Annotated in this window: 23 protein-coding genes; 7 read left to right on the top strand and 16 right to left on the bottom strand. The window is 34.4% G+C overall.

Annotated elements, in window-relative coordinates; all coding sequences use genetic code 11:
• Positions 1-44 precede the first annotated feature (44 nt).
• The 5 genes from eda to M0R38_10745 all read right to left on the bottom strand — a co-directional run bounded on the left by eda (position 45) and on the right by M0R38_10745 (position 4683).
• Positions 45-674 (bottom strand): bifunctional 4-hydroxy-2-oxoglutarate aldolase/2-dehydro-3-deoxy-phosphogluconate aldolase, encoded by a 630-nt coding sequence (gene eda, locus M0R38_10765; GenBank protein ID MCK9482226.1) that lies wholly within the window; start codon positions 672-674, stop codon positions 45-47.
• On the bottom strand, positions 655-1944 hold the full coding sequence (locus M0R38_10760; protein MCK9482225.1) for a DUF362 domain-containing protein: 1290 nt from the start codon (positions 1942-1944) through the stop codon (positions 655-657). The genes eda and M0R38_10760 overlap by 20 nt, the downstream gene beginning before the upstream one ends.
• A 38-nt stretch (positions 1945-1982) precedes the next feature.
• A complete protein-coding gene (locus M0R38_10755) occupies positions 1983-2714 on the bottom strand; it encodes a GntR family transcriptional regulator (protein MCK9482224.1) in 732 nt (243 codons plus the stop codon).
• A gap of 44 nt (positions 2715-2758) precedes the next feature.
• Positions 2759-3661 carry a hypothetical protein gene (locus M0R38_10750; GenBank protein MCK9482223.1) on the bottom strand — a complete coding sequence of 301 codons (903 nt, stop codon included), beginning with the start codon at positions 3659-3661 and terminating at the stop codon, positions 2759-2761.
• Positions 3662-3741: 80 nt separating this feature from the next.
• Positions 3742-4683 carry a sugar kinase gene (locus M0R38_10745; GenBank protein MCK9482222.1) on the bottom strand — a complete coding sequence of 314 codons (942 nt, stop codon included), beginning with the start codon at positions 4681-4683 and terminating at the stop codon, positions 3742-3744.
• 141 nt (positions 4684-4824) lie between these two features.
• Between M0R38_10745 and M0R38_10740 the strand changes: the two genes are divergently transcribed.
• The 3 genes from M0R38_10740 to M0R38_10730 are packed head-to-tail and all read left to right on the top strand — an operon-like array spanning position 4825 to position 7305.
• Positions 4825-5709 (top strand): dihydrodipicolinate synthase family protein, encoded by an 885-nt coding sequence (locus M0R38_10740; GenBank protein ID MCK9482221.1) that lies wholly within the window; start codon positions 4825-4827, stop codon positions 5707-5709.
• A gap of 51 nt (positions 5710-5760) precedes the next feature.
• Complete coding sequence (locus M0R38_10735; GenBank protein MCK9482220.1) at positions 5761-6609, top strand: MurR/RpiR family transcriptional regulator; 849 nt, start codon at positions 5761-5763, stop codon at positions 6607-6609.
• A 9-nt stretch (positions 6610-6618) separates the two neighbouring features.
• Positions 6619-7305: a GntR family transcriptional regulator gene (locus M0R38_10730; protein MCK9482219.1), complete on the top strand. Its 687-nt coding sequence runs from the start codon at positions 6619-6621 to the stop codon at positions 7303-7305.
• Here the strand turns inward: M0R38_10730 and M0R38_10725 are convergent.
• The 10 genes from M0R38_10725 to M0R38_10680 all read right to left on the bottom strand — a co-directional run bounded on the left by M0R38_10725 (position 7302) and on the right by M0R38_10680 (position 17436).
• Positions 7302-8183 (bottom strand): dihydrodipicolinate synthase family protein, encoded by an 882-nt coding sequence (locus tag M0R38_10725; protein MCK9482218.1) that lies wholly within the window; start codon positions 8181-8183, stop codon positions 7302-7304. The genes M0R38_10730 and M0R38_10725 overlap by 4 nt on opposite strands.
• 27 nt (positions 8184-8210) lie before the next feature.
• Complete coding sequence (locus M0R38_10720) at positions 8211-9179, bottom strand: C-terminal binding protein (GenBank protein MCK9482217.1); 969 nt, start codon at positions 9177-9179, stop codon at positions 8211-8213.
• Positions 9180-9190: 11 nt separating this feature from the next.
• Positions 9191-10219, bottom strand: a complete 1029-nt coding sequence (locus M0R38_10715; GenBank protein ID MCK9482216.1) for a 2-dehydro-3-deoxygalactonokinase — start codon at positions 10217-10219, stop codon at positions 9191-9193.
• Positions 10220-10228: 9 nt separating this feature from the next.
• Positions 10229-11191, bottom strand: coding sequence for an ABC transporter permease (locus M0R38_10710; GenBank protein MCK9482215.1), 963 nt, complete (start codon positions 11189-11191; stop codon positions 10229-10231).
• Positions 11192-12205, bottom strand: a complete 1014-nt coding sequence (locus M0R38_10705) for an ABC transporter permease (protein ID MCK9482214.1) — start codon at positions 12203-12205, stop codon at positions 11192-11194.
• Positions 12198-13718: a sugar ABC transporter ATP-binding protein gene (locus tag M0R38_10700; GenBank protein MCK9482213.1), complete on the bottom strand. Its 1521-nt coding sequence runs from the start codon at positions 13716-13718 to the stop codon at positions 12198-12200. Before M0R38_10700 ends, M0R38_10705 begins: the two co-directional genes overlap by 8 nt.
• A gap of 78 nt (positions 13719-13796) precedes the next feature.
• A complete protein-coding gene (locus tag M0R38_10695) occupies positions 13797-14828 on the bottom strand; it encodes an ABC transporter substrate-binding protein (GenBank protein MCK9482212.1) in 1032 nt (343 codons plus the stop codon).
• 44 nt (positions 14829-14872) lie between these two features.
• Positions 14873-15526 carry a cyclase family protein gene (locus tag M0R38_10690; GenBank protein ID MCK9482211.1) on the bottom strand — a complete coding sequence of 218 codons (654 nt, stop codon included), beginning with the start codon at positions 15524-15526 and terminating at the stop codon, positions 14873-14875.
• Positions 15516-16751: a DUF362 domain-containing protein gene (locus tag M0R38_10685; protein MCK9482210.1), complete on the bottom strand. Its 1236-nt coding sequence runs from the start codon at positions 16749-16751 to the stop codon at positions 15516-15518. Before M0R38_10685 ends, M0R38_10690 begins: the two co-directional genes overlap by 11 nt.
• A 10-nt stretch (positions 16752-16761) precedes the next feature.
• Positions 16762-17436, bottom strand: a complete 675-nt coding sequence (locus M0R38_10680; GenBank protein ID MCK9482209.1) for a cyclase family protein — start codon at positions 17434-17436, stop codon at positions 16762-16764.
• 268 nt (positions 17437-17704) lie between these two features.
• Between M0R38_10680 and M0R38_10675 the strand changes: the two genes are divergently transcribed.
• The 3 genes from M0R38_10675 to M0R38_10665 all read left to right on the top strand — a co-directional run bounded on the left by M0R38_10675 (position 17705) and on the right by M0R38_10665 (position 20008).
• Positions 17705-18565 carry a MurR/RpiR family transcriptional regulator gene (locus tag M0R38_10675; GenBank protein ID MCK9482208.1) on the top strand — a complete coding sequence of 287 codons (861 nt, stop codon included), beginning with the start codon at positions 17705-17707 and terminating at the stop codon, positions 18563-18565.
• A gap of 53 nt (positions 18566-18618) precedes the next feature.
• The gene (gene deoC, locus M0R38_10670; protein MCK9482207.1) at positions 18619-19263 is read left to right on the top strand and encodes a deoxyribose-phosphate aldolase; all 645 of its coding nucleotides are present in this window, start codon (positions 18619-18621) and stop codon (positions 19261-19263) included.
• Positions 19264-19336: 73 nt separating this feature from the next.
• On the top strand, positions 19337-20008 hold the full coding sequence (locus M0R38_10665; GenBank protein MCK9482206.1) for an HD domain-containing protein: 672 nt from the start codon (positions 19337-19339) through the stop codon (positions 20006-20008).
• On the opposite strand, the gene M0R38_10660 is transcribed toward M0R38_10665, so the two are convergent.
• The gene (locus M0R38_10660) at positions 19974-20534 is read right to left on the bottom strand and encodes a hypothetical protein (protein ID MCK9482205.1); all 561 of its coding nucleotides are present in this window, start codon (positions 20532-20534) and stop codon (positions 19974-19976) included. The two genes, M0R38_10665 and M0R38_10660, sit on opposite strands and share 35 nt — an antisense overlap.
• Positions 20535-20719: 185 nt before the next feature.
• Between M0R38_10660 and M0R38_10655 the strand changes: the two genes are divergently transcribed.
• Positions 20720-21149, top strand: a 430-nt coding sequence (locus tag M0R38_10655; protein MCK9482204.1) for a methionine-R-sulfoxide reductase, incomplete at its 3' end; no start/stop codon positions are given.

Below are 21149 nucleotides of genomic sequence, written 5' to 3'. Positions count from 1 at the left end.
TCTAAGTCCTCCGACTTAGATTTTAAAGTTATCTATGAAAGAACTCAAGCCAATGCTAAAGCTGTTGCCTCTTTGGTTAGTTTAACTATTTGATCAAATGCACCCTCTTCTATTAAAGAAGGATTTACCATCCACGATCCACCACAAGCCAAAACATTAGCCAAACTTAAATAATCTTTAAGGTTTTTTAAACCAATTCCCCCAGTTGGTACAAATTTCACATCGTACACAGCTCCCAATGCTTTTAACTTTTCAATTCCTCCACTGGCTTCTGCTGGAAAAAATTTCAAAACTTTTAGATTCCTTTTTAAAGCCATTTCAACTTCTGTAGGAGTTGTTACTCCTGGAATAATAGGGACACCTACACTAATAGCAAAATCAACTATTTCGTCATTGAAACCAGGTGTTACTATATATTTTGCTCCACTCTCTATCGCCTCTTTTGCTTGTGCAATTGTTAGCACTGTTCCTGCCCCAACTAAAATATTTTTTTTCTTTTTTGAAATTAGCTTTATTGCCTCTGAAGCACAATTTGTTCGATATGTTACTTCCGCGATGGGAAGATTGCCCTCTTCTAATGCATCAGCAAGTTTAAGGGCATCTTCTACTTTAGTGAGCTTTATAACAGGCATTAATCTAATTTTTCTTATAACTTCAAAAATTTCCGTGTTCATCAAATTGTAACTCCTTAGGTTCGCTTAAAATAGTATAGTTTTTATTGTTCTGAACTTTATCATAAAAATATTCACTCATCATAATTTCAAATACATTTAAAGAATCTGTAATTTTTATAATTTTCAGATTATTCGTATCTACATCTGTTAGCGTATGAATTGCCAATTGGATAGCTTCTTTATCGCTTTCCATTATCATCGGTATTTTAACCCCTCCCAAAACAGTACTGGTTATTACATTAGCATACATACTATCCAAGTCTAACTTATCAACTGCACGCTGAGTTGTTATATCAGCCATACCAATCCCAACACCGTTACCATGAGTTTCCTCACTTAAATCTAAAACACAAACACGTTTTGATTTTATCCCCCCATCAGCATACGGTGTGGAAAAGGTACCTGTTATGTTAGGATCCATCCCATCACCACTATAATTTTTCCCAATTTTGTCCACAATTAAAACGTCACACTCTGGTTCATACAATCTTCCCATTAAAGAGTACGCTTCTTTCAATAATGGAGGTTCAATTTCAACAATTTTCTCTGCTTCAACACTATATATTTTTTCAGTTTGATCAAATGCATTTTCTATGACAGCGACTGAAAATAGAATTGGAGCTTTATTCAAAATCTCTTTACCAAATAATTCAATATTTTCACCCATCAAGCCAAAGCCAGTTGCATGGCATGCTTCAGCTCCATGTTGATTACCCAACCCAATAGCTAACATTTTCATTATTCCACTTTCATAGGGCCCTCTAAATGCAGTATGAGGTTTAATTCGGCAAAACACTATTATGCCATCTGAGTTATAAGCTTCCTTATCTATAAATACATCTCTTCCATCATCTAAAGTCCCAATTTTAACAACTTCCATTGATGAGCGAATTGGACACTCCAAGTATTCTTCAGTAATCCCATAACTTTTTAGTATTTGAAGCTGTCCTTCACTAGTAGCTTTACCATGACTTCCCATAGAGGGAACAATAAAAGGGTTAGCTCCACACTCTTTTACATAATCAACAATACTTTTAACTAATACTTGGATATTGCTAATACCCCTAGATCCTACAGTAATTGCAATGTTTGCATTAGGTGTAATTCTTCTTTTAATCTCTGGGCGGCCTATCTTTTTACTAACAACAGAGGGTATTTCTTCAACTTTTATTCCGTTAGTAAAAAAATTTTGCCTTACTTTAAAAAACTTAGGTATTTTAGTATTAGCGACCAAGGCACTACTTATTGGTCTCACCTTCTCATTTATCATTTTATACTCCTCAAATAAGTTATACATAAAAACAAGTTTTATAAGGGAGGGTGCATCTCAATTGTTGTTCTGGATCTAACTAAATATTGTAAGTGCTTTTGTATAACTGTTATTGCTTCTTTATTTTTCTCCTTTAAATAGAAGAAAAGCTTTTTATGATAATCATGGACAATTTTTAAGTTGTCTTTTGAAAAGGCAACTTCTAATTCTCTTAGAGTAGGAATTCGGATTGTTGAATATAAGTTAAATAAGAAATTATTATTACTCAGCTTTACTAAATTCTTATGAAACTCCAAATCAACTTTCATATACGCTATCCTATTCTCCTTCTGATATAAGTGTTCCATCTCTTCTAAACACTTTTCTAATGGTTCTAAAGAAACCTCTTCAGATGAGATTAAATATTGTTCAATAGAGTAAGTTTCAATTATTTGGCGTAAGTTTTTTAGCTCTACAATATCTTGATTACTAAGTTTTAGAAATAGAGTCATTGCAGGATTGTGAAATTGCTGGAAGTACTTATCGACTGTTATTTCATTTAAAAACATCCCACTACCTTGGATAGTTTTGACTAAGCCAACATTGGATAAACGGGAGATACACTCCCGTATAGTTGTTTTACTAAGATTTAAATTTTCAGATAGTTGAGCTTCGCTCAAAAGTTTATCCCCAAATTTAAGATTATTTTGCATTGCATACATTTTTATCTCATTGGCGACTTTGAGGACTCTTTGATCACTTATCTCTCGTTGAACAGCCCAACTATTCATTTCCATTAACTCCTAAATGTATTTCTGCCTCCAAGGCTTTACATTCAATCAACCAAACACGATTTCATTTTTCTTAAAGCTGTATCTTCCATGTATCTTAATGTTTCATGGGTGTAGGCAGCAACATGGGGGGTACAGATTGTATTATTTAGTTTTGCTAGTTTCTCCATTATCTCTTCATCTTCAAAAACATCTAATCCAGCACCTAAAATTTTATTTTCTTTTAAATGTTTGTAAAGAGCGTAATCATCAACAATTCCTCCACGAGAAGTGTTTACAAGGATAGCTTGATCTTTCATCATTGCAAAAGCTTTTGCATCAATTAGATGGTGAGTACTTTCTATTAAAGGAATGTGTAAACTTATCACATCACTTTCTGAGTAGATTGTTTTTAAATCAACCATTGAAACATTCTCAATTGTAATGGGTTGAATATCATATCCTAAACATTTCATCCCAAAAGCTTTTGCAATTTTTGCCACTTTTTGCCCTATTGTTCCCATTCCAATTATCCCAATGGTCTTACCCAATATTGAATTTGAACAGTATTGTACAAACTCACCTTTTGCTAAATGATTAGCCATTGGATGAATTAGCCTTGAAACACCTAGCATTAGAGTAAAGGTCATTTCAGCAACTGCATCACTATTAATCCCCGGCATGTTGGTTACTTTGACATTGAATTTTTCTGCACTTGCCATATCAAAATTATCCAAGCCAACACCAAATTTCATTGCAACTTTTAAATCACCACATTTAAATAGATTTTCATCAGCTTTCTCTACACCAACTATAACTCCCTCAATTCCATTAGGTTTTAAAAGTAACTCCTCTTTTGTACAATACCAAATATTTAACCTAAGCTCTTTTGCTAAGCTATCATAATACTTTTGGCGGTCTTTCAATCCGTTGCCAAATGCTGTTGTTATCACTGCGATGTTTTTCATCATCTTCTTCCTATTACTAACTTTTCTTTTAATAAGAACTTTCAAAAACAAAACGGGATTTGAATATTGTTAGTATATTTTCAATTTGTTTGATCATAGTTTGCTAAAAAACTTTCCACTTTTTCTCTGGTTGGGCTACTACTAATTGGACCAACACCAGTACAAGTTAATCCTCCCATAGCATTGCCAATTCTAGCAGCATCTTCCAAGCTTTTCCCTTCCATCAGTGAAACAATAAATCCAACGTCAAAGCTATCTCCTGCTCCAACGGTGTCTACAACCTCAACTGGAAAAGCAGGAGAGTGTAACTCGGTCTCTTTAGTTTTAATTATTGCCCCTTTGGAACCTTGTTTGTAAGCTATAACCTCTAAAGATGGGAACATTTTAAATAAAGAGTCTAAATCTTCTTGCCAGCCTAACTCTCTCATTTCATCATCAGTAATTTCCAAATGAGTAACACCTAAGTTTATCGCTTTAATAATTTCTTCTTTTGCCAACTTCAAATTATTCCACTGCAATCTTCGATAATTGACATCAAAAGAGATAATAGAACCACTACCCTTTTTAAATTTTAATATTTCATGACATAATGAGCGAGCGGCTTCTCCCATTCCCAACCCAGTACCCGTAAAATGAAAAACATCACACTCTTTTAATACTGTTTTATCTAGTTGGTCAAATGTAAGACCGCTTGCTGCACTATTATCTCTGTAGTAGGTGAGTGAGTGCTTTCCATCAATAAAAGAGACAAAATAAAAACCTGTTCGCCTTTTGGGATCTTCAACTACTTGGGAGACATCAATATTATTATCTTCCCATAATTCAATATACCCTCTTCCAAAAGGCTCTGTACCTACAGCGGTAAAAAAGGTTACTGGAACATTCAATCTTGCTACACCAATTGCAAAGTTGGATGCATCTCCACCCCATGCAATTCTAATAGTTTCACATTTTTCAATTCTTTGATTGTCTATTGGGTAAAAACCAAACATTGGTTCCCCCCAAACTAAAACTTTCCCCATCTTAAAACCTTCCTAGGCCAATCGTAGCATTCGCATTATTACCTGTCAACAAAAAAATTTTTTTATTTTTTTGTTTAATTCTTGCATTTTTACCATCTTTTTGATAAAATAAAATAAAATTTACTATTTTAGGAGAGAAATATGAGTACCAAAGTATTTTCGGGGATCATCCCACCAGTAATTACAAGCTTTGATAAACAGGGCAATATTGATGAAAAAACAATGAGAAACCTTGTAAAATGGCTTAGTAGTCGGGTTCAAGGATTTTATCCTTGTGGAACTTATGGTAGTGGCCCAATCATGACAACTGAAGAGAGAAAACAAGTAGCTACTATTGTTAACGAGGAAAAAGGAAGCGCTTTTGCAATGATTCACGTAGGCGCTGCTACTACAAGAGAAGCAGTTGAACTAGCAAAGCACGCGGAAGAAATTGGTGCAGATGCTGTTGGATCAATACCCCCTTACTATTATCATTACACCCAAGATCAATTAATTGATCACTACAAAGCATTAATTGATGCTGTAAAAATTCCTGTATTCTTATACAACAACCCAGGCTTATCAAATAACCCTATTGCTCCTAGCACTATAGCTGCCTTGGCCGATTATGGATTAACTGGGGTCAAAGATTCTGCTTTTGATTTAATAAGTTTTTATGATTATAAACTCGCAATCAAGAGAGATGACTTCCAATTTATAATTGGAACAGAGGCAATCGCTGCAGCTGCAATGGATGCAGGTGCTATTGGTGCTATTGCAGGATTAGCAAACTGTTTCCCTGAGTTTATGCAAGATTTTTATAAAACTTGGCAAGCAGGTGATAATATTGCTACTGGTAAAAAACAATTAGCTGTTTTAAATGCTCGTAATATTATTAAAATAGACCAAACATTAGTTATGACCTATGCAATCTTAAGGATGAGAGGAATTAATCCTGGCTATCCTAGATCTCCTTTTAAGGATATTTCCGAAGAGACACTTAAAAGAGCTGAAAAGATGGTTGAGGAGCAAGGAATATTGTTGTAAATAACTATTACGTGCTATACTAACACAAATTAGCGTTGTAAAAAGAATAATATGGATATCATTTCAACTATAAAAGAAAACTTGCTATTTCTTCCACCAATTCAAAAAAAAATTGGTACATTTGTGGTATCCAATCCTAAAAAGACAATTACTATGTCTATATCAAGCCTCGCTGAAGCTTCTGGAGCTCGCAGCGAGGCTTCTGTTGTTAAGTTTTATAAATCTTTAGGATTTAATGGCTACCATGAATTTAAAGTAAATTTAGCAACTGAAATTGCAAACCAAAGCAATCTTGATGAAGCAACCTATACTAAAATATTACCAAATGATCGTTTTAGTACAATTAGAAACGCTATTTACAAATCTGCAATTAAAGTTTTAGAAATAAATAATAACAGTTTAGAAGATGACATTTTAATTCAAATTATCGAAAAGATAGAGAACGCCAATAGAATAATTTTATTTGGCTATGGTACTAGTGGTGTTGCTGCATACGATTTATATATTAAACTCTCACGCCTAGGAATTAATTGTCACTACAATAAAGATGAACATGCTTCAGCAATAATTCTCTCAAACCCACTAAAAGGAGATCTTGTCTTTTGTTTCTCTTTTTCAGGAGAGACAAAATCATTAGTAGCACAAGTTGAAGCTATAAAAGGGATAATTCCTGTAGTAACAGTAGGGGGGGAATTAAATTCCCAATTGTCGAAACTATCAGATATTTTCTTACCAATTCAATCTTTTGAAACCACATATAGAAATGAGCCAATTGTTTCTCGTTATGCCCAACTAGCTGTTGTAGATATTATTTTTACTTCAATTGCAAACAAAGTTGGCAAAGATGGTGAGACTCGTTTACAAAATGCCCGTAAAGGTCTCTCCTTCTTAAAGTTTTAGGTTTTATTTATGAAAATAGCACCTCTTGAAAAAGAACTTATTTCCGATTTAGTAGCAGAAAAACTGATAGAATTTATTGAAAATGCTAACTTAAAGCCAGGAGACTTATTACCAACAGAAAATGATTTAGCTAAAGCTTTTCAAGTTGGACGAACAAGCGTAAGAGAGGGAATCAGCAAGCTTAAAGACATAGGCCTACTTTACTCAATTCAAGGGTATGGCACGGTTCTTAGCGAGTCATCCATCGCAACATTTTTTGATAATATTAGCTCAACTATTTTAGATAATTTTGTAAATTTAAATTTAAAAGACTACCAAGAAATAAATGAGACGAGAATATTATTAGAAAAAAGCGCTCTAATAGAAACCTTAGACTCAAACAAAGAAATAAATCTTTATCCACTAAATATAATCTTAAGAAAAATGGATAAAGCAATTAAAAGTAATGATAAAACTTTATTTGCATCTTTAGATTTGGAGTTTCATTATCAGCTTATTAAACTTACAGAAAACAAGATGTTTGCTTATTTGTTTGAATTTATAAAATCACCCTTTTTAGAACAAATGCAAAAACATTGTTCTAAAATGTCTATGGAGACAATTCTAAACGATCATTATGAAATTTTAGCTGGAATAAAAAAAAGAGAGGTGGCTACTATAAAACTACTAGAAGACCACCTCTACTATTTAATTTAAATAACTTTTAGACGAAGCAACTCTTTTTTAATTGCCTCTTTCTCTTTTTCACTAGCTGGTAAAAATGGGCGACGAGGATAAGCTTTCATAATTTCTCTTATCTCAAGCATTGCATAGACAGCTAATTGTGTGGAGCGAGCTAAATACATCACATCCCTTAACTCATTAATTTCCAATTGAAGAGTGCGGCAAGTTGCATTATCTTGAGCCATGCCAGCTAAAAACATTTCCCTATTTATTTCAGGAAAAGCATTAGCTAAACCAGGGATAAACGCTTGGCAACCTAATACACACGCAGATGCAAACATTGCTTCAGTTCCCAAGACAACATCAAAAGAGTCATCACTTAAAAGTCTTTGGTATTTGGCATGCATTATTATATCAAATGTTGCATCTTTAATTCCCCTAAGGCCTCTATCTTTAAGCTCTTTAATTGTCTCAATGTTTATAGGATAACCTTGAAAGTTTGGATTGTTATACAAATAGACTGGAATTTTTACTGCTTCAATCAAATCTGTATAGAATTGAATTATTGAGTCCTCTTTATGACTAAAATAAAATGGTCCTACAGCAGCAACTGCATCTGCACCAACATCTTCAGCATGTTTGGCTAATTCAACAGAGTCACTATTATTCGTCGTACCCACCATTGGTATCACAGGAATTTGTCCAGCAGCAGTCTCAAGTGAAACTTCTACTACTTTCTTACGCTCTTCTAATGACATCAACGGACCACTACCGTATGAACCTGTTACAAACAAACCATCAACATTTTTTGATAAATAAGTGACTAAGGTTTTAAGGTTCTCTACATCTAATTCCCCGTTCTCTTTAAATGGGGTAATCATTGGTGGAACTACACCATGCATTTTCTTCATTAATTTTCTCCTCTTATATAATATTTTTTATAATTCATAAATTGCTTTTCCAGTTAAAATTTTGCTTTTCACATTCTCTGCAACTTTCATTTTTAACTCATCGATGGATGTTTCTGAATACCATCCTAAATGGGGGGTTATAAATAAATTATCTTTAAATTCTAAAAGTCTTGAGTTTTGATAATCAGAATCGTACATATCTAAAACATCTAACCCTACTCCCCCTAATTTTTTGTTTTTTAAAGCATCGTAAAGTGCCGATTCTTCAATCAACCCCCCTCTACTTGTGTTAACTAAATAAGAGCCATTTTTCATAAGGGCTAATTCTTTTTGTCCAATCAAATGTTGTGTGTTTTTATTTAAAGGTGCGTGTATTGAAACAATATCACTTTCACTTAACAACTCTTCTAATGAGACAAACTTTACCCAAGAAAATGTTTCTGTTTGATTAAAATAGGGGTCATATGCCAAAAGTGTACAACCATAAGGGCGCAGTTTTTCTGCAGTTCGTTGGGCAATGTTACCAAAAGCAACTAATCCAATTACACTCTCTTGCAACCTCTTTAAAGGTCTAATAGCCTCTAAAGTCCACCTTTTTCCCCTTAAAAGTTGGTCAGAATAACCAATAGAGCGATTAAGGTTTAAAATATGGGCTACTGCTGTATCAGAAACTTCTTCGATACAATAGTCTGGAACATTACTAACAGTTATCCCCTTTTTCTTTGCAGCTTCTACGTCGATATTGTCAACACCAATAGCATATCGGGCAATTATTTTACAATTTTCTAATTGCTCAATAAGCTCTTTTGAAATTTGTGCAAACTGAACAATTATTGCATCAGCATCTTTAACATATGGGATTAGTTTTTCACTTTCTTTAATCCCCCCACTGTTAATTTTTGTTAAATCAACTATTTCAACATCTTTAATTTTTGAAAGAACCTCAAGCTCAAGGGTATTGTCTGGATAATAATAGTCTGTGAATACAATTTTCATTAGTTTCTCCGTTATATTAGGTTTGCCTTTTTTGCTATGGCTATTGAGCCATAAATATTTAATTTATCAATTAAAGATGTATCATTTATTGTTTTAATTGAGTTTGATCCCCAATTTAGTTTCTCTTTAAACAAATATTCATAAATATCTGTTCTCTGCTTGGGTCCAATAAAAACTATCTCATTTTGATAATTAACCTCAGAGTAAAAATCTTTGAAAGCCTTAAGATCTTCGCTAGCTATTAGACCTTCGAAAAAGAGGTTTCTTTCGTACCATGTAGTATCCAAAAGGACATCTAAGAATCTGATCATCAACAAAGATCTAACAAAACCACTTTTTTGTTGCCACTTAAAAGCATTTTCTACAACACTACTATCAAAATAAGAGTGAGGTTTTATTTCATTCCCAATACTATCGATAGATTTTCCTATAAAAGTCTCTTTTTTTATTGCTTCAAAAACTTGACCCGATAAACTAGTTAGACTTCCTTTAATTTTACCATCTCCACCGATTTGGATAAACTTTGTATGAGAAGAGAGAATAACAACAATTAGGGGGTGACTAACTTGATGCAGATCTAAATACCCAATCATTTGTGTCTCTTCGCCCCTCATAAAGTCAAGTTCTCCCACATTGGTAGGAAAAGTATCCTCTTTGTCAAAACGGTTTCTGATTCCAGGGATAAAATAGATTGGAAAAGAGGCTGGAAAAATTTTCTTATCTTCAACTTTAACAAGATTGGCTGCCAACTCTTTGATTCCAGCTTCAGTTTGTAGGTGCGGAATATCCAACAATCCAATTTCACTGGTAATCATACCCGATGAAATCGCAAAACTAATTTGACTCTCTTTTAAGTTAGCCTCTTTTAAAGCTTCATGAAGAGCCTCAATTAGTCCATTTTTTAAAGTATCAATACTTTTAGTCATCGAAGTATCACGCACACCTACTCTTTTTGTTCCTTTACCAATAATTTTTTTATTTTGGTCAACAATGTATACTCGGGAGTTTGTGGTGCCACAATCAATCGTTGCTATATACATATTTTTTCTCTACTTTCTTCTATTTTGTCTATAATAAATCATAATCATTATTAAAATAATTAAGCCATTAGCAATTTTTCTACCCGCTTCAGGAATATTAACAACTGTGAGAAGTCCTTCGAGCATGATGATTATTACTGCTCCTAAGGCAGTTCCTAAGTAACCTCCACTTCCCCCTGCCATAGACGTACCACCTATGACTACTGCAGTAATTGACCACATGGTGTACTCTTTGCCTATGCCCAAAAAGGGTCTTGATGTGTTACCAGCTAATAATATTCCGGTAAATGTAGAGAACATTGCACTAAGGACGTAAACTAATGTTCTTAGCTGAGTTATTTTTATTCCTGAATAACGAGCTGCAGTTGAATTTGTACCAATATGGTATATTCTACGGCCTGCTACTGTTTTATTTAGAAACAGCACTACAAGAATTGTTAATATAATCCATATCCAAGCCATAGAAGGCATCCCAGCTATAGAACCTGCTCCCATCTTTTCCAAAATTGGTGAAGCTCGTCCTCTAGGGGCCCCTTCGATAGAAATTAGAGTAATTCCGTTAACTAATGAACTTACTGCTAAAGTCATTACTAAAGGAGAAATATTCAAGTAAGAGACACCTAACCCACTTATTAAACCAAAAACTCCCCCAATAAGAAGAATAGAAATTATTGCCCACCACAAGTTAGCATCTGATGTGTTTATAAATAAGCATGCAAATATATGTCCCATTGTTATCAGAGAGGCAATTGTTAAATCAATTCCCCCTGTTAGGATAACTAAAGTTTGTCCTATTGCAGCTAAGCCAACAAAACTGGCAGTTCGTAATATTGTTTTTATATGACCGACTGAACTAAACCCTGGAGCTAAAACTTCTCCCACAATTAACATACCAACGACTATCACTAATAAAAGGAGTATTACTTTTTGATGTACAATAAACTCTTTTACACTACTTTTTTGGCTCTCCATTTATACTTCCTCATCCAACTGTTTTTGTTTTAAAAATTTCAATTTATTTAAAAAGTTAAATTTTAGATTTATATTAAATGTGTGCTCTTTCGATGTTAGTGCTAAGGCTAAAATTATGACGAGTCCTTTGGCAACATATTGATAAAATGTTGAAACACCAACTAAATTCAAAATGTTGTCTAACAGATAAAAAATGTAGACACCGCCAATGATGCCTTGCACTCCTCCTCGCCCTCCACTAAGAGCAACTCCTCCTATAACAGCAACTGCTATTGAGTTCATGACATAAGGATCTCCCACCAAAGGATCACCTGAAATCATTATTGCTGATAAATACATCCCCCCGAAAGCTGCGTAAACACCACTAGTCAAATAAGCTAACAACTCGATTCTCTCTACATTAATGCCCGATTCTCTAGCAACCTGTTTATTGCCTCCAACTGCATAAATAGAGCGTCCAAAAACTGTTTTTTGTAAAATAATATATGTAATTATTACGAAAGCAATAATTATTAACAGTGGTATCGGTATTATTCCAAAAAGCTTACCTGCAATAGCCTTATAAAGACTGAAAGATACCTCCCCTCCAGGAACATCCATAATAAAAAGAGCAACTCCAGTCCAAATGGTACTAGTGGCAAAGGTCACAATAAATGGGGGAAAGCCCCAACGCGATATTATAATTCCATTAATCAACCCAATAGTAGCCCCTATTAATAGGGGTACCACAAACCATAGAACAATGTTTAAACCAGTTCCAACTTTTGGAAGACTTGCAGCAACCACATTAGTAAGGCCAATTACAGCTCCAACTGAAAGGTCTATTCCTCCAGTTAATAACACAAAGATTTGAGCAATACCTGCAAACATTAAAGGGACAATTCTAGTAAATAAATTAACATTATTGTTCCATGTTAAAAATCTTGGTTGTATTATTGCCGCTAACAAATAAATTAGTACTGCGGCTACATAAACAGGTAGATACATTGTATAGTTACGTTGTTTTTCAAGCACAAGGCATCTCCTTTGTAACATCTCTGACAGCGGCTCTCATAATATTCTCCTCAGTAATGTTTTCTCCTACCAACTCTCCAGAGATTGCATTTTTATTCATTACCATTACTCGGTCACTCATCCCGATTAGTTCCAACATATCACTAGTGTATAAAAGGCAAGCAACCCCATTATTTGCTAATTCTCTAACTAATTTGTAGATATTTTGTTTAGTCCCAATATCTACCCCCTTTGTAGGCTCTAAAAGAAAAATCACCTTAGGTTTGGACATCAACCATTTACCTAAAACTAACTTTTGCATATTACCTCCACTAAGGGAGTTAGCTGGTTGGAAAAAACTCGAAACTTTAATAGATAACTCTTTAATTATATTTTTGACCGATTTGTATTCATTTTTCTTCTCAATAAAGCCAAACTTAGACCTATTTGTTAAAGTAGCAACTGAGAGATTATTTGAAGCAGACATTGTTAAAAAAACCCCTTCTGTTGATCTATTTTCAGGAATAAGGGCAATTGACTTTTTTATAGCATCGGTTGGATTTTTAATGGGACACTCTTGATCCTCAAGAATGACTTTCAGCTCTTTTGCTTTTCTTAAGCCAAATATTGTCTCTAATAATTTAATTTGCCCTTGGCCTTGAAGTCCACCAAATCCTAATACTTCACCTTCTCTTATCTCAAACTCAATTGGTCTATGATTATGATCGTATTGAACAAAAGTAGAAAAACGAACCTTTCCAAGGTTGTTACTATCAGCTTTAGGGGGAAAAATCTCTTCCAATTCTCGCCCAACCATCATAGAAATTAATTTATCTTCATCAAACTTATCAATTTCCTCTGTAGCGACTTTTTTACCATCTTTCATAACAGTAACTCTGTCGGCCAACTCAAATACCTCTTCAAGTCTGTGAGAAATATAGATAATAGCTTTTCCCTCTTTTTTTAAATTTCGAATAATATCAAACAACAGTTCCACTTCTTCTTTGGATAACGATGCTGTTGGTTCATCAAAAATTATTAGTTTTGGATTTTGAGACAACACTTTACCAATCTCAATCATTTGCAAAATAGCCACAGGCAGTCCTTTAATTAATTCACAAGGATCAAGATTTAAGTTTACTAGCTTCATTATTTCTTTAGCTCTACTATTAACTAAGGGCCAATCAATCAACCCCTTTTTAGTCTTAGGCCAAATTCCCATAGAGAAGTTTTCTGCAATTGTACATTCACTTAACAAAGAGAGCTCTTGATAAACTACTCCAATCCCTCTACTTCGTGCTTCAGAGTAGTTTCTAAGGACCACGGGCTCACCATCTAACAAAATAGTTCCACTGGTTGGTTGGTGAATACCTGCTAATAGTTTCATTAGTGTACTTTTACCAGCACCATTTTCACCAACTAAACAGTGAATTTCCCCTTTACAACAATCAAAATCAACGCCATCTACTGCACGAGTTCCTGGAAAGTGTTTTACAATCTGTCTCATTTCCAACAATTTAGTTTCAAATTCCATTTTTCTTTGGGACCCCTTTACAAAAGTATTAAACCAAGAGCCAAAAAGTGGCTCTTGGCTTTAAGTCAATAATTGGTACTATTTGAATAGCTTCATAACAACATCATCAGGAAGTTGTGAGTTACACCAGAATGCATCTGAAAGATGTGGTCTAACATACTCATCAACCTCATCCCCTGTGATTGTAGGAATTGGTAAAAGTACCTCTTTTGCAACTGGTTTACCATCTAAGGCTTCAATAGCAACTTCTAAAGCTTTTGCACTAATCCAAGTAGGCATACTTGTTGCAATTGAATCAAACCCAGTTCCTTTGTCCTTTAACTCTTTCCAAATTTTCAAGAAACCGTTTCCATCCTCTCCTGTTACTGGAGGTGGATTCATTCCTCTTTCTAAGTAAGCTTTAACAGCAGCTTCACTCATAGCTCCACCTTGAGACCAAATTCCATCAATTCTTACGTTTGACGCAAGGATGTTTTCCATTGCTCTTTTGGCAGTAGCGTAGTCCCAGTTACCATAAACGACGTTAACAATTTCAATGTCAGGATACTGGTCTAAAATTGATAATGCACCTGCGTAGCGGTCTGCTGAAATCGAGGTTCCTTTCATACCGTTAAAAGCAAGAACATTCCCTTTCCCTTGCATTGCATCCACTAACCATGTAGCTTGAACTTTACCAAATTCAATTTGATCTACAATGATATGACTTGTTACATTGTCGGTATCTACTACGTTGTCAAAGTCGATTACAACAATGCCTGCAGCCATTGCTTTATTAACTACAGGAATCAGTGCTTTTGGGTTACTTGCAGTGATAAGAATTGCATCAACACCACGAGCAATCAAGTCTTCAATGTCAGAAATCTGCTTTGAAGTATCATCGTTTGCCTCAGTAATCACCAATTCTTTTACTTTTGGGTTGTTCTCAGCTGCATACCTTGCCTCTTCAATCATTTGAACTCTCCACGAAGCTCCTAAACTGAAGTTACTAAGTCCAATAACATAAGAGTCTTTCGCCCCTTTTGCATCTTTCTCTTTGTCTCCAGCTGCAAACAAACCTGTTGTCAAGATGACTAAGACTAGTAGCGATACAACAAATACTTTTTTAGCCATATTTTACCTCCCATATGGACCATATTATGATGCGTAAAACGCCATCAATCACTCAATATCGCAATCGCTCTACAAGGGGAACCCTCTCTACCTTCAAGTGGTAGAGGTAGGGCACAAATAGTAAAAGAGTTAACTCCCTTTAAGAGCTCTAAATTTCTTAAATTTTCTATAATTGGGATTCCGTTGCCCAAAATAGCTAGATGATTTTCACTATTAGGACTTCCGTAAGGATCTAAAGAAGTTGCATCAGTCATATATGATCTAACTTTTTTCCTTATCAAAAGTTGAATTAATTCTTTTGAAGGTATTGGGTATTTGTAGTTGTAGTTTTTAGTTTCTCCTAACTTTTCAATCCCTGTTCTTAGAACAAATATCGATCCTTGTTCAACTTCATCTTCATCATCCATTATGTCTTCTATCATTATTTCTTGAGAGTTTGGTTCTTTTTCAAATGAAAAGAGTCTTGTTTTACCATAAAAACAATTCAAATCCACCAAATCGATTGTTTGACCACCTTCAATGAAGTGTAATGGAGAATCGGCATGGGTTCCTGTATGAGCTACCATCGATAAAAATGTTAAATTATACCCTTCAGAATTATCTCTTCCGAGCCACTCATAAACTGGGCGCTTATTGCCTGGATAAACAACCATATTTGTTGTTAGTTTATAACTTAAATCTATAATTCTATCTTTCATCTTCAGTTCCCCAAATATCTAATGACAATCCTAGGTGCCCTAATATTGTTTCTGAAATTTTAGGTCCTGGTGTACAACCTGGAATATATACAGTATCGGGATGATTCCTATATTTTTCTGGAGCACAATCACCTATAACAAAGTAAGGGCCCTCTTCTAAATGTCTTTCGAAATTGACATCCTCTGCATTGAAACCGAGCATAATTGTTGGACGTCCTTTTACTGTACTGATTGAATCCCATAACCCCTCTTTTTGCCAAAACAGAGCTGGTCCTATAAGCCAAACAAAACACCCAGGACAGTACCCTCCAAATATAAAGTTGCAAGGGAAACGGTTATACATAACCTCAACAGGTCTTTCAACTTCAATTGAAACATCCTTTATTGAAGAGCCCACAACATTAATTAGATTTCTATTGATTTCTCCAATCCCATCTAAGTATGCAGTCCACGGGAAAATTAACTCGTTTCTATCTATACCTAATAATTCTGATCCAATACTATCGTTTGCAACAGGGTCAGTTGAAGCCATAAGAACTCCTAAATAACGACCTTTACATAAATCTGGACCATCGCCTTCCCCTATCACCAAAGCATCAGTAATTACTAAATCCTCTTTTATTAAATTGTGTAGTTCTGCAACTAACTTAGGTAACCTATTTTGGTGTAGTCGAAGTCTTTCACTTTTTTCTGTCAGCCCTACCCAGTTTTTGACAGCAGCTGTCATTGCACCAAAACGGTGAGTCTTTAATTTAGGACAGTTAATAATGTAATCAACTTCTAAAAGTTTTTTTGGAACTGAAATGGTTTTAACAATATCACTATTGGGCAATTCAACATCAATTCTCTCTTTTGGATCATCTATATCTACTAAAATAGCACCATTTTCTAAAACTGCTTGAAGCATACCAGTGTATTCCAATGCATCTTCAATTTTAGCAAACCCTGCTGAAGAATCTCCAACATAAATTGTCTCAACCCCTCTTTTACTAAGGTTTTTAATAAGGGCAGTTACAATTTTGGGTTCAGTTGTTATTCCATCTTTAGCTGATGCACTTAAAAGAAGATTTGGTTTAATAAATACCGATCCTTTAGATGGAAGGACAACACCCTCTTTCTCCAAGAGAACTAAAGCATCATCAACCATTTGCTGAACATCGATTTTCTCATAATCCATCTCATTAGTTTTTACTATTGCAACTGTTTGTCGAATTCTATTTAACAATTTACCACCTCTATATTTCTGCAACAATTGTTACAGGTGATCCATCTAACCCCTTAATCCTTAAAGGGATTGCAAATAGAGATTTAATCTCTTTGTTTCTTGCTAATTCAATGTTTACATCTTCATAAACGACTAAAGGTCTCTTGTCAGAATATTTATGATTCAAAAGTGTTTTATGTACTTGGAAATCGAGTAGAGGACCATCAACAGCACTCTCAATACTTAAAGTATCAATAGCAATGGCCTTTAAATTTAGCAACTCATCTCTAATAAGTTTTGCTGCTTCTAGAGATAAAGCTGGAAAATCATCACTATATTTTTCGTGATTATCTCTAAATTTTGAGTAGCCTGTATTTAATAAAAGAATATCTGCTTTGTAAAGTTTATCCCCATACTTTTCTAGATCTTCTATACTTATAAGTTCCCCTTTTGTCTTAGGACAATCAATCATCAGGACCTTTTTAAAGATATAGTTTTCAATAGGAACTTCGTCGATTCCCATCCCATCTTTGTCAAAATGAAATGGTGCATCTACGTGAGTTCCGTTGTGTAAATAGTGAGTAATTATTGTTGTATTACTAGGATCTCCATCAACAATTCTAGTGTTTTTAACATAACTTTCCAAAGGGCTTCCTGGGTACACAGGTATTTCTTCAGAAAGTACATAAGATAGCTCTAAATACATAATTATTCTCCTCTCCACATACCTACAAACCATCTTATCATACCTAAAAATGTTGTCAATAGAAAATATTTCTTTTTATTACAAATAACCGCCATTTATATAATTGATTATATTGTATGCATTTACTAAAATGCTATGTATTGTCCTGTATATTTATAAAAATTTATTCTTTTTTTATTGCTTTTATGCTTTACAAAGGAAGAGCTCCCTATTTATAATTTAAAGGCATTATGTTATCTTTAATTATTAACCACTAAGGAGTCTTATCTTGACAGCTAGAAAAGGGAAAACCATCCAAACGATGATTGATGAGATATATTCGGAGCTCCCACGTAAACAACAAGTAATAGCAGATTTCATACAACAAAATCCATCAAGAGTTGTAAATATGTCTATCTCAGAGTTTGCTGAAGCAACTGGGAACAAGAGCGAATCTGCAATTGTCCGTTTTTATCGCAATCTAGGATTTACTGGATACTTTAATTTCAAAGTCTCATTAGCTACAGAAATTGCCGGACAATCTTTTTACTACACATATGCTGATCTAACAAGCTCAGACAATGAAGCGACAGTTAAAGAAAAACTTTTTAATGGTATAGTCAAAACTCTTTATGATAATTACGCTATGTTAGATAACGAACTATTAAATAAAACAGTTAACATGATTATTGAGTCTAAAAGAATATTTTTTATTGGATATGGAGAATCTGCATACGTTTGTGAAAGTGCCCGTTTTAAATTTATGAGAATTGGCTTTGATACTTTTTTTAGTAGTGATAGCCATTTCAATACTATTCAGCTCTCTGAAGTTAAAAAAGGGGATCTCTTATTTGCAATATCTTTGTCGGGACTCTCTAAGGATGTTGTTGTTCCTATTGCAAACTGCAAACCAACTGCTAAAATCATTGCACTTACCAGTAGTCCAAATACCCCTTTAGGTCAATTAGCAGATATTTGCTTAGAAGCATACTCAGAAGAATTGAACTACCGAACTGATGCTTTAATGGCTCGCCACGCCCAATATATGATTATGGACATATTATTTATGGCGACAGCAATAAAAATGGGAGGCAATGTGTTAGATCGTTTAGATAAAGGAAGACAATCACTCTCTTATTTAAAGTTCTAATTATTCAAAACTCTTACTACAACACAATCCCTAATTTTGATATACTTTAGCACATGAAAATTCAAGATATTACAAAATATATTGATCACACTATTTTAGCACCCACTGCATCTGAAGTAGATGTTAAAAGAGTTTGTGAAGAATCTGTTAAATACAATGCCGCAAGTGCTTGTATAATCCCCTACTACGTTAAAAAGATGCACAATGATTTTCCCTCTTTAAATATTTGTACAGTTGTGGGCTTTCCTTTAGGGTACAACACCTTAGAGTCTAAGGTGTTTGAAACTAAAGAGGCTTTAGCTAAAGGGGCTAAAGAGATTGATATGGTTATCAACAACACCTTAATTAAAAATGGAGAATATAAAGCAATTTATGAAGAGATTGCTACTTTAAAGAAGGTGTGTGGCTCCTTAGTTTTAAAAGTAATTATTGAAACTTCCTATTTAAGTGAACAAGAGAAAATAGAGATGTGTAAAATAGTTGGTGATGCTGATGCCGATTATATAAAAACCTCTACAGGCTTTGGCCCTAGTGGAGCAGATTTAAAAGATATAGAGCTATTTAAAAAGCACCTTGATGATAAAGTTAAGATTAAAGCCGCTGGTGGTATTAGGGACTTAGAGAGTGTAATTTCTTATATTAACGCAGGTTGCACTCGGATAGGAACCAGCTCTATGATGAAGTTCATCTTGACTTAATCAGTTGTAAAAGTTATCTTCAGCTTAATATATTACTAAGGGTATTAAGCTGCTTAATTTAAAACATACAAATTTGCTATTTTTGCTATTCCGTTTACCAAAAGGTCTTGTTCCCTATTTCATCTTCTCTGAGATTTACTACACAAAGAAAGCACTCTCCTTTTTGTTAACCCCCTATCTCACTTTAATCGCTACACTACTCTCATTTTTAGTAGCGCTGCATCTCTATTTTATTTTAGTTAGAAAAGGATTTATTCCCCACTTCTTTCCCCGCTCCCACAAAAGGGAGTTTTTATCGATTGTTAAAGAGATTACCAGTAACAAAGAGTTTGCAAAACTTAAAAACTATCAACACCATACTAACCATATCTACGACCATCTTTTAAGAGTTGCTTATATCAGCTACACAATTGCTAAGAGTTTAAAGTTAGATTACGTCAGTGCAACTAGAGGCGCTTTACTACACGATTTTTTCTTATACGATTGGAGAGAGAAAAAGCGTACTGATGATAAAAGATCATCTCATGGAAAAGAGCACCCATACATTGCTTTAGCTAATGCTACAAAGCACTTTGAAATCAACGATGTAGAAGCTGATATCATCGTAAAACATATGTTCCCAAAAACAAAACAGCTCCCTTTTTACAAAGAGAGCTATCTAGTATCGCTAGCCGATAAAATGGCTACAGTAGCTGAATATCTTGGTCTTTTTAAAAAGAGGCTAACTGCTCTTCTAACATTTTAAGGGCCTCTTCCATCTTATACTTAGCATGAACATCTTCTGAACTCTTTTTAAAATCATTATCTAGTTTTTCAAAAGCTTTAGAGACAGAATCTTTAGGAATTGATAATAAGACCCACACTCCCCCCTCTTCATCAACCCAAATTTCCTCTTGGGTAACCCCCACTAAAGCAGTGTTACTTGTTTGTTTAGAGATTGAGACATAAGATTCGATGGCGGTGCGATCAGTTTCATCTCCAATATCGCTGGTGAAGTTTGTAACAACATTTTCAACTGTAGTGCTTATCCATTGGGAAATTTTCTCTTTACCTTCAGCATTGGCCCTTTTAATTGAGTTAGCTTTATTGGCTAACTTAGCATAACCGGTTTCAAAGTAGAGATCTTCACCTGTGGGAGTTTTATCAACCCAAGAGGGTTTTCTAACCCCTTCAACTCCTAACACCTTTGATTGTTTTTCCACTGTTGCACAACTGGCAATCACTACCACTAAAATTAAAATCATTGTCAAATAAGAAAGCTTTTTATTCATAGCAACCCTCGCTCTCTAAAAGAGTAGCACTATTAAAGGCTCTAAGCAATTTAATTATACTCTCTTGCCTATTTGAAAGGGGGTAGCTATCCTTTAAATAGAGGTTTTTTATGTTTAAAAAATTGTTGATTGTAGTATTACTACTTCTATTTTTATATCCACTATTTAGTGTTGAGGAGATCAAGATGTTTGAAGAACTCTACCCATTTCAAAATATAGATAAGTCTCTTTTAAATAAGTTAAATCCTTATCAGATGCACGTTATTCTTAATAAAGGGACTGAAAGAGCCTTTACTGGCCAATATGATAATTTTTATGATAAAGGGACATACTACTGTTATCAGTGTAATGCCCCTTTGTACTACTCAGATTCAAAGTTTGATGGAGGGTGTGGTTGGCCCTCTTTTGATGATGAAATTCCCCACTCTGTCATCAGAGTTCCCGATGTCGATGGTTATCGCACTGAAATCATTTGTGCAACGTGTAATGCCCACTTAGGTCACGTATTTTTAGGTGAAGGATTTACCGATAAAGATACTCGTCACTGTGTTAACTCAACTTCTTTATTATTTAAAGCAGAAGAGCCTGTTGCTAAAGCTATTTTTGCAGGGGGTT

The sequence above is a fragment of the Bacteroidia bacterium genome, assembly GCA_023228875.1.
Classification (GTDB): domain Bacteria; phylum Bacteroidota; class Bacteroidia; order NS11-12g; family UBA955; genus JALOAG01.
The sequence above is the reverse complement of the archived record's forward strand: the minus strand, read 5'-3'. Positions and strand labels throughout refer to the sequence as shown.

Bases quoted from the DNA above. Each gene is read 5' to 3' on its own strand.
- M0R38_10745 (MCK9482222.1), bottom strand. From the start codon at position 4,683: ATGGGGAAAGTTTTAGTTTGGGGGGAACCAATGTTTGGTTTTTACCCA.
- M0R38_10680 (MCK9482209.1), bottom strand. From the start codon at position 17,436: ATGTATTTAGAGCTATCTTATGTACTTTCTGAAGAAATACCTGTGTAC.
- M0R38_10740 (MCK9482221.1), top strand. From the start codon at position 4,825: ATGAGTACCAAAGTATTTTCGGGGATCATCCCACCAGTAATTACAAGC.
- M0R38_10725 (MCK9482218.1), bottom strand. From the start codon at position 8,183: ATGAAGAAAATGCATGGTGTAGTTCCACCAATGATTACCCCATTTAAA.
- M0R38_10755 (MCK9482224.1), bottom strand. From the start codon at position 2,714: ATGAATAGTTGGGCTGTTCAACGAGAGATAAGTGATCAAAGAGTCCTC.
- M0R38_10695 (MCK9482212.1), bottom strand. From the start codon at position 14,828: ATGGCTAAAAAAGTATTTGTTGTATCGCTACTAGTCTTAGTCATCTTG.
- M0R38_10660 (MCK9482205.1), bottom strand. From the start codon at position 20,534: ATGAATAAAAAGCTTTCTTATTTGACAATGATTTTAATTTTAGTGGTA.
- M0R38_10690 (MCK9482211.1), bottom strand. From the start codon at position 15,526: ATGAAAGATAGAATTATAGATTTAAGTTATAAACTAACAACAAATATG.
- M0R38_10700 (MCK9482213.1), bottom strand. From the start codon at position 13,718: ATGGAATTTGAAACTAAATTGTTGGAAATGAGACAGATTGTAAAACAC.
- M0R38_10760 (MCK9482225.1), bottom strand. From the start codon at position 1,944: ATGATAAATGAGAAGGTGAGACCAATAAGTAGTGCCTTGGTCGCTAAT.
- eda (MCK9482226.1), bottom strand. From the start codon at position 674: ATGAACACGGAAATTTTTGAAGTTATAAGAAAAATTAGATTAATGCCT.
- M0R38_10750 (MCK9482223.1), bottom strand. From the start codon at position 3,661: ATGAAAAACATCGCAGTGATAACAACAGCATTTGGCAACGGATTGAAA.
- M0R38_10735 (MCK9482220.1), top strand. From the start codon at position 5,761: ATGGATATCATTTCAACTATAAAAGAAAACTTGCTATTTCTTCCACCA.
- M0R38_10715 (MCK9482216.1), bottom strand. From the start codon at position 10,219: ATGTATATAGCAACGATTGATTGTGGCACCACAAACTCCCGAGTATAC.
- deoC (MCK9482207.1), top strand. From the start codon at position 18,619: ATGAAAATTCAAGATATTACAAAATATATTGATCACACTATTTTAGCA.
- M0R38_10710 (MCK9482215.1), bottom strand. From the start codon at position 11,191: ATGGAGAGCCAAAAAAGTAGTGTAAAAGAGTTTATTGTACATCAAAAA.
- M0R38_10720 (MCK9482217.1), bottom strand. From the start codon at position 9,179: ATGAAAATTGTATTCACAGACTATTATTATCCAGACAATACCCTTGAG.
- M0R38_10730 (MCK9482219.1), top strand. From the start codon at position 6,619: ATGAAAATAGCACCTCTTGAAAAAGAACTTATTTCCGATTTAGTAGCA.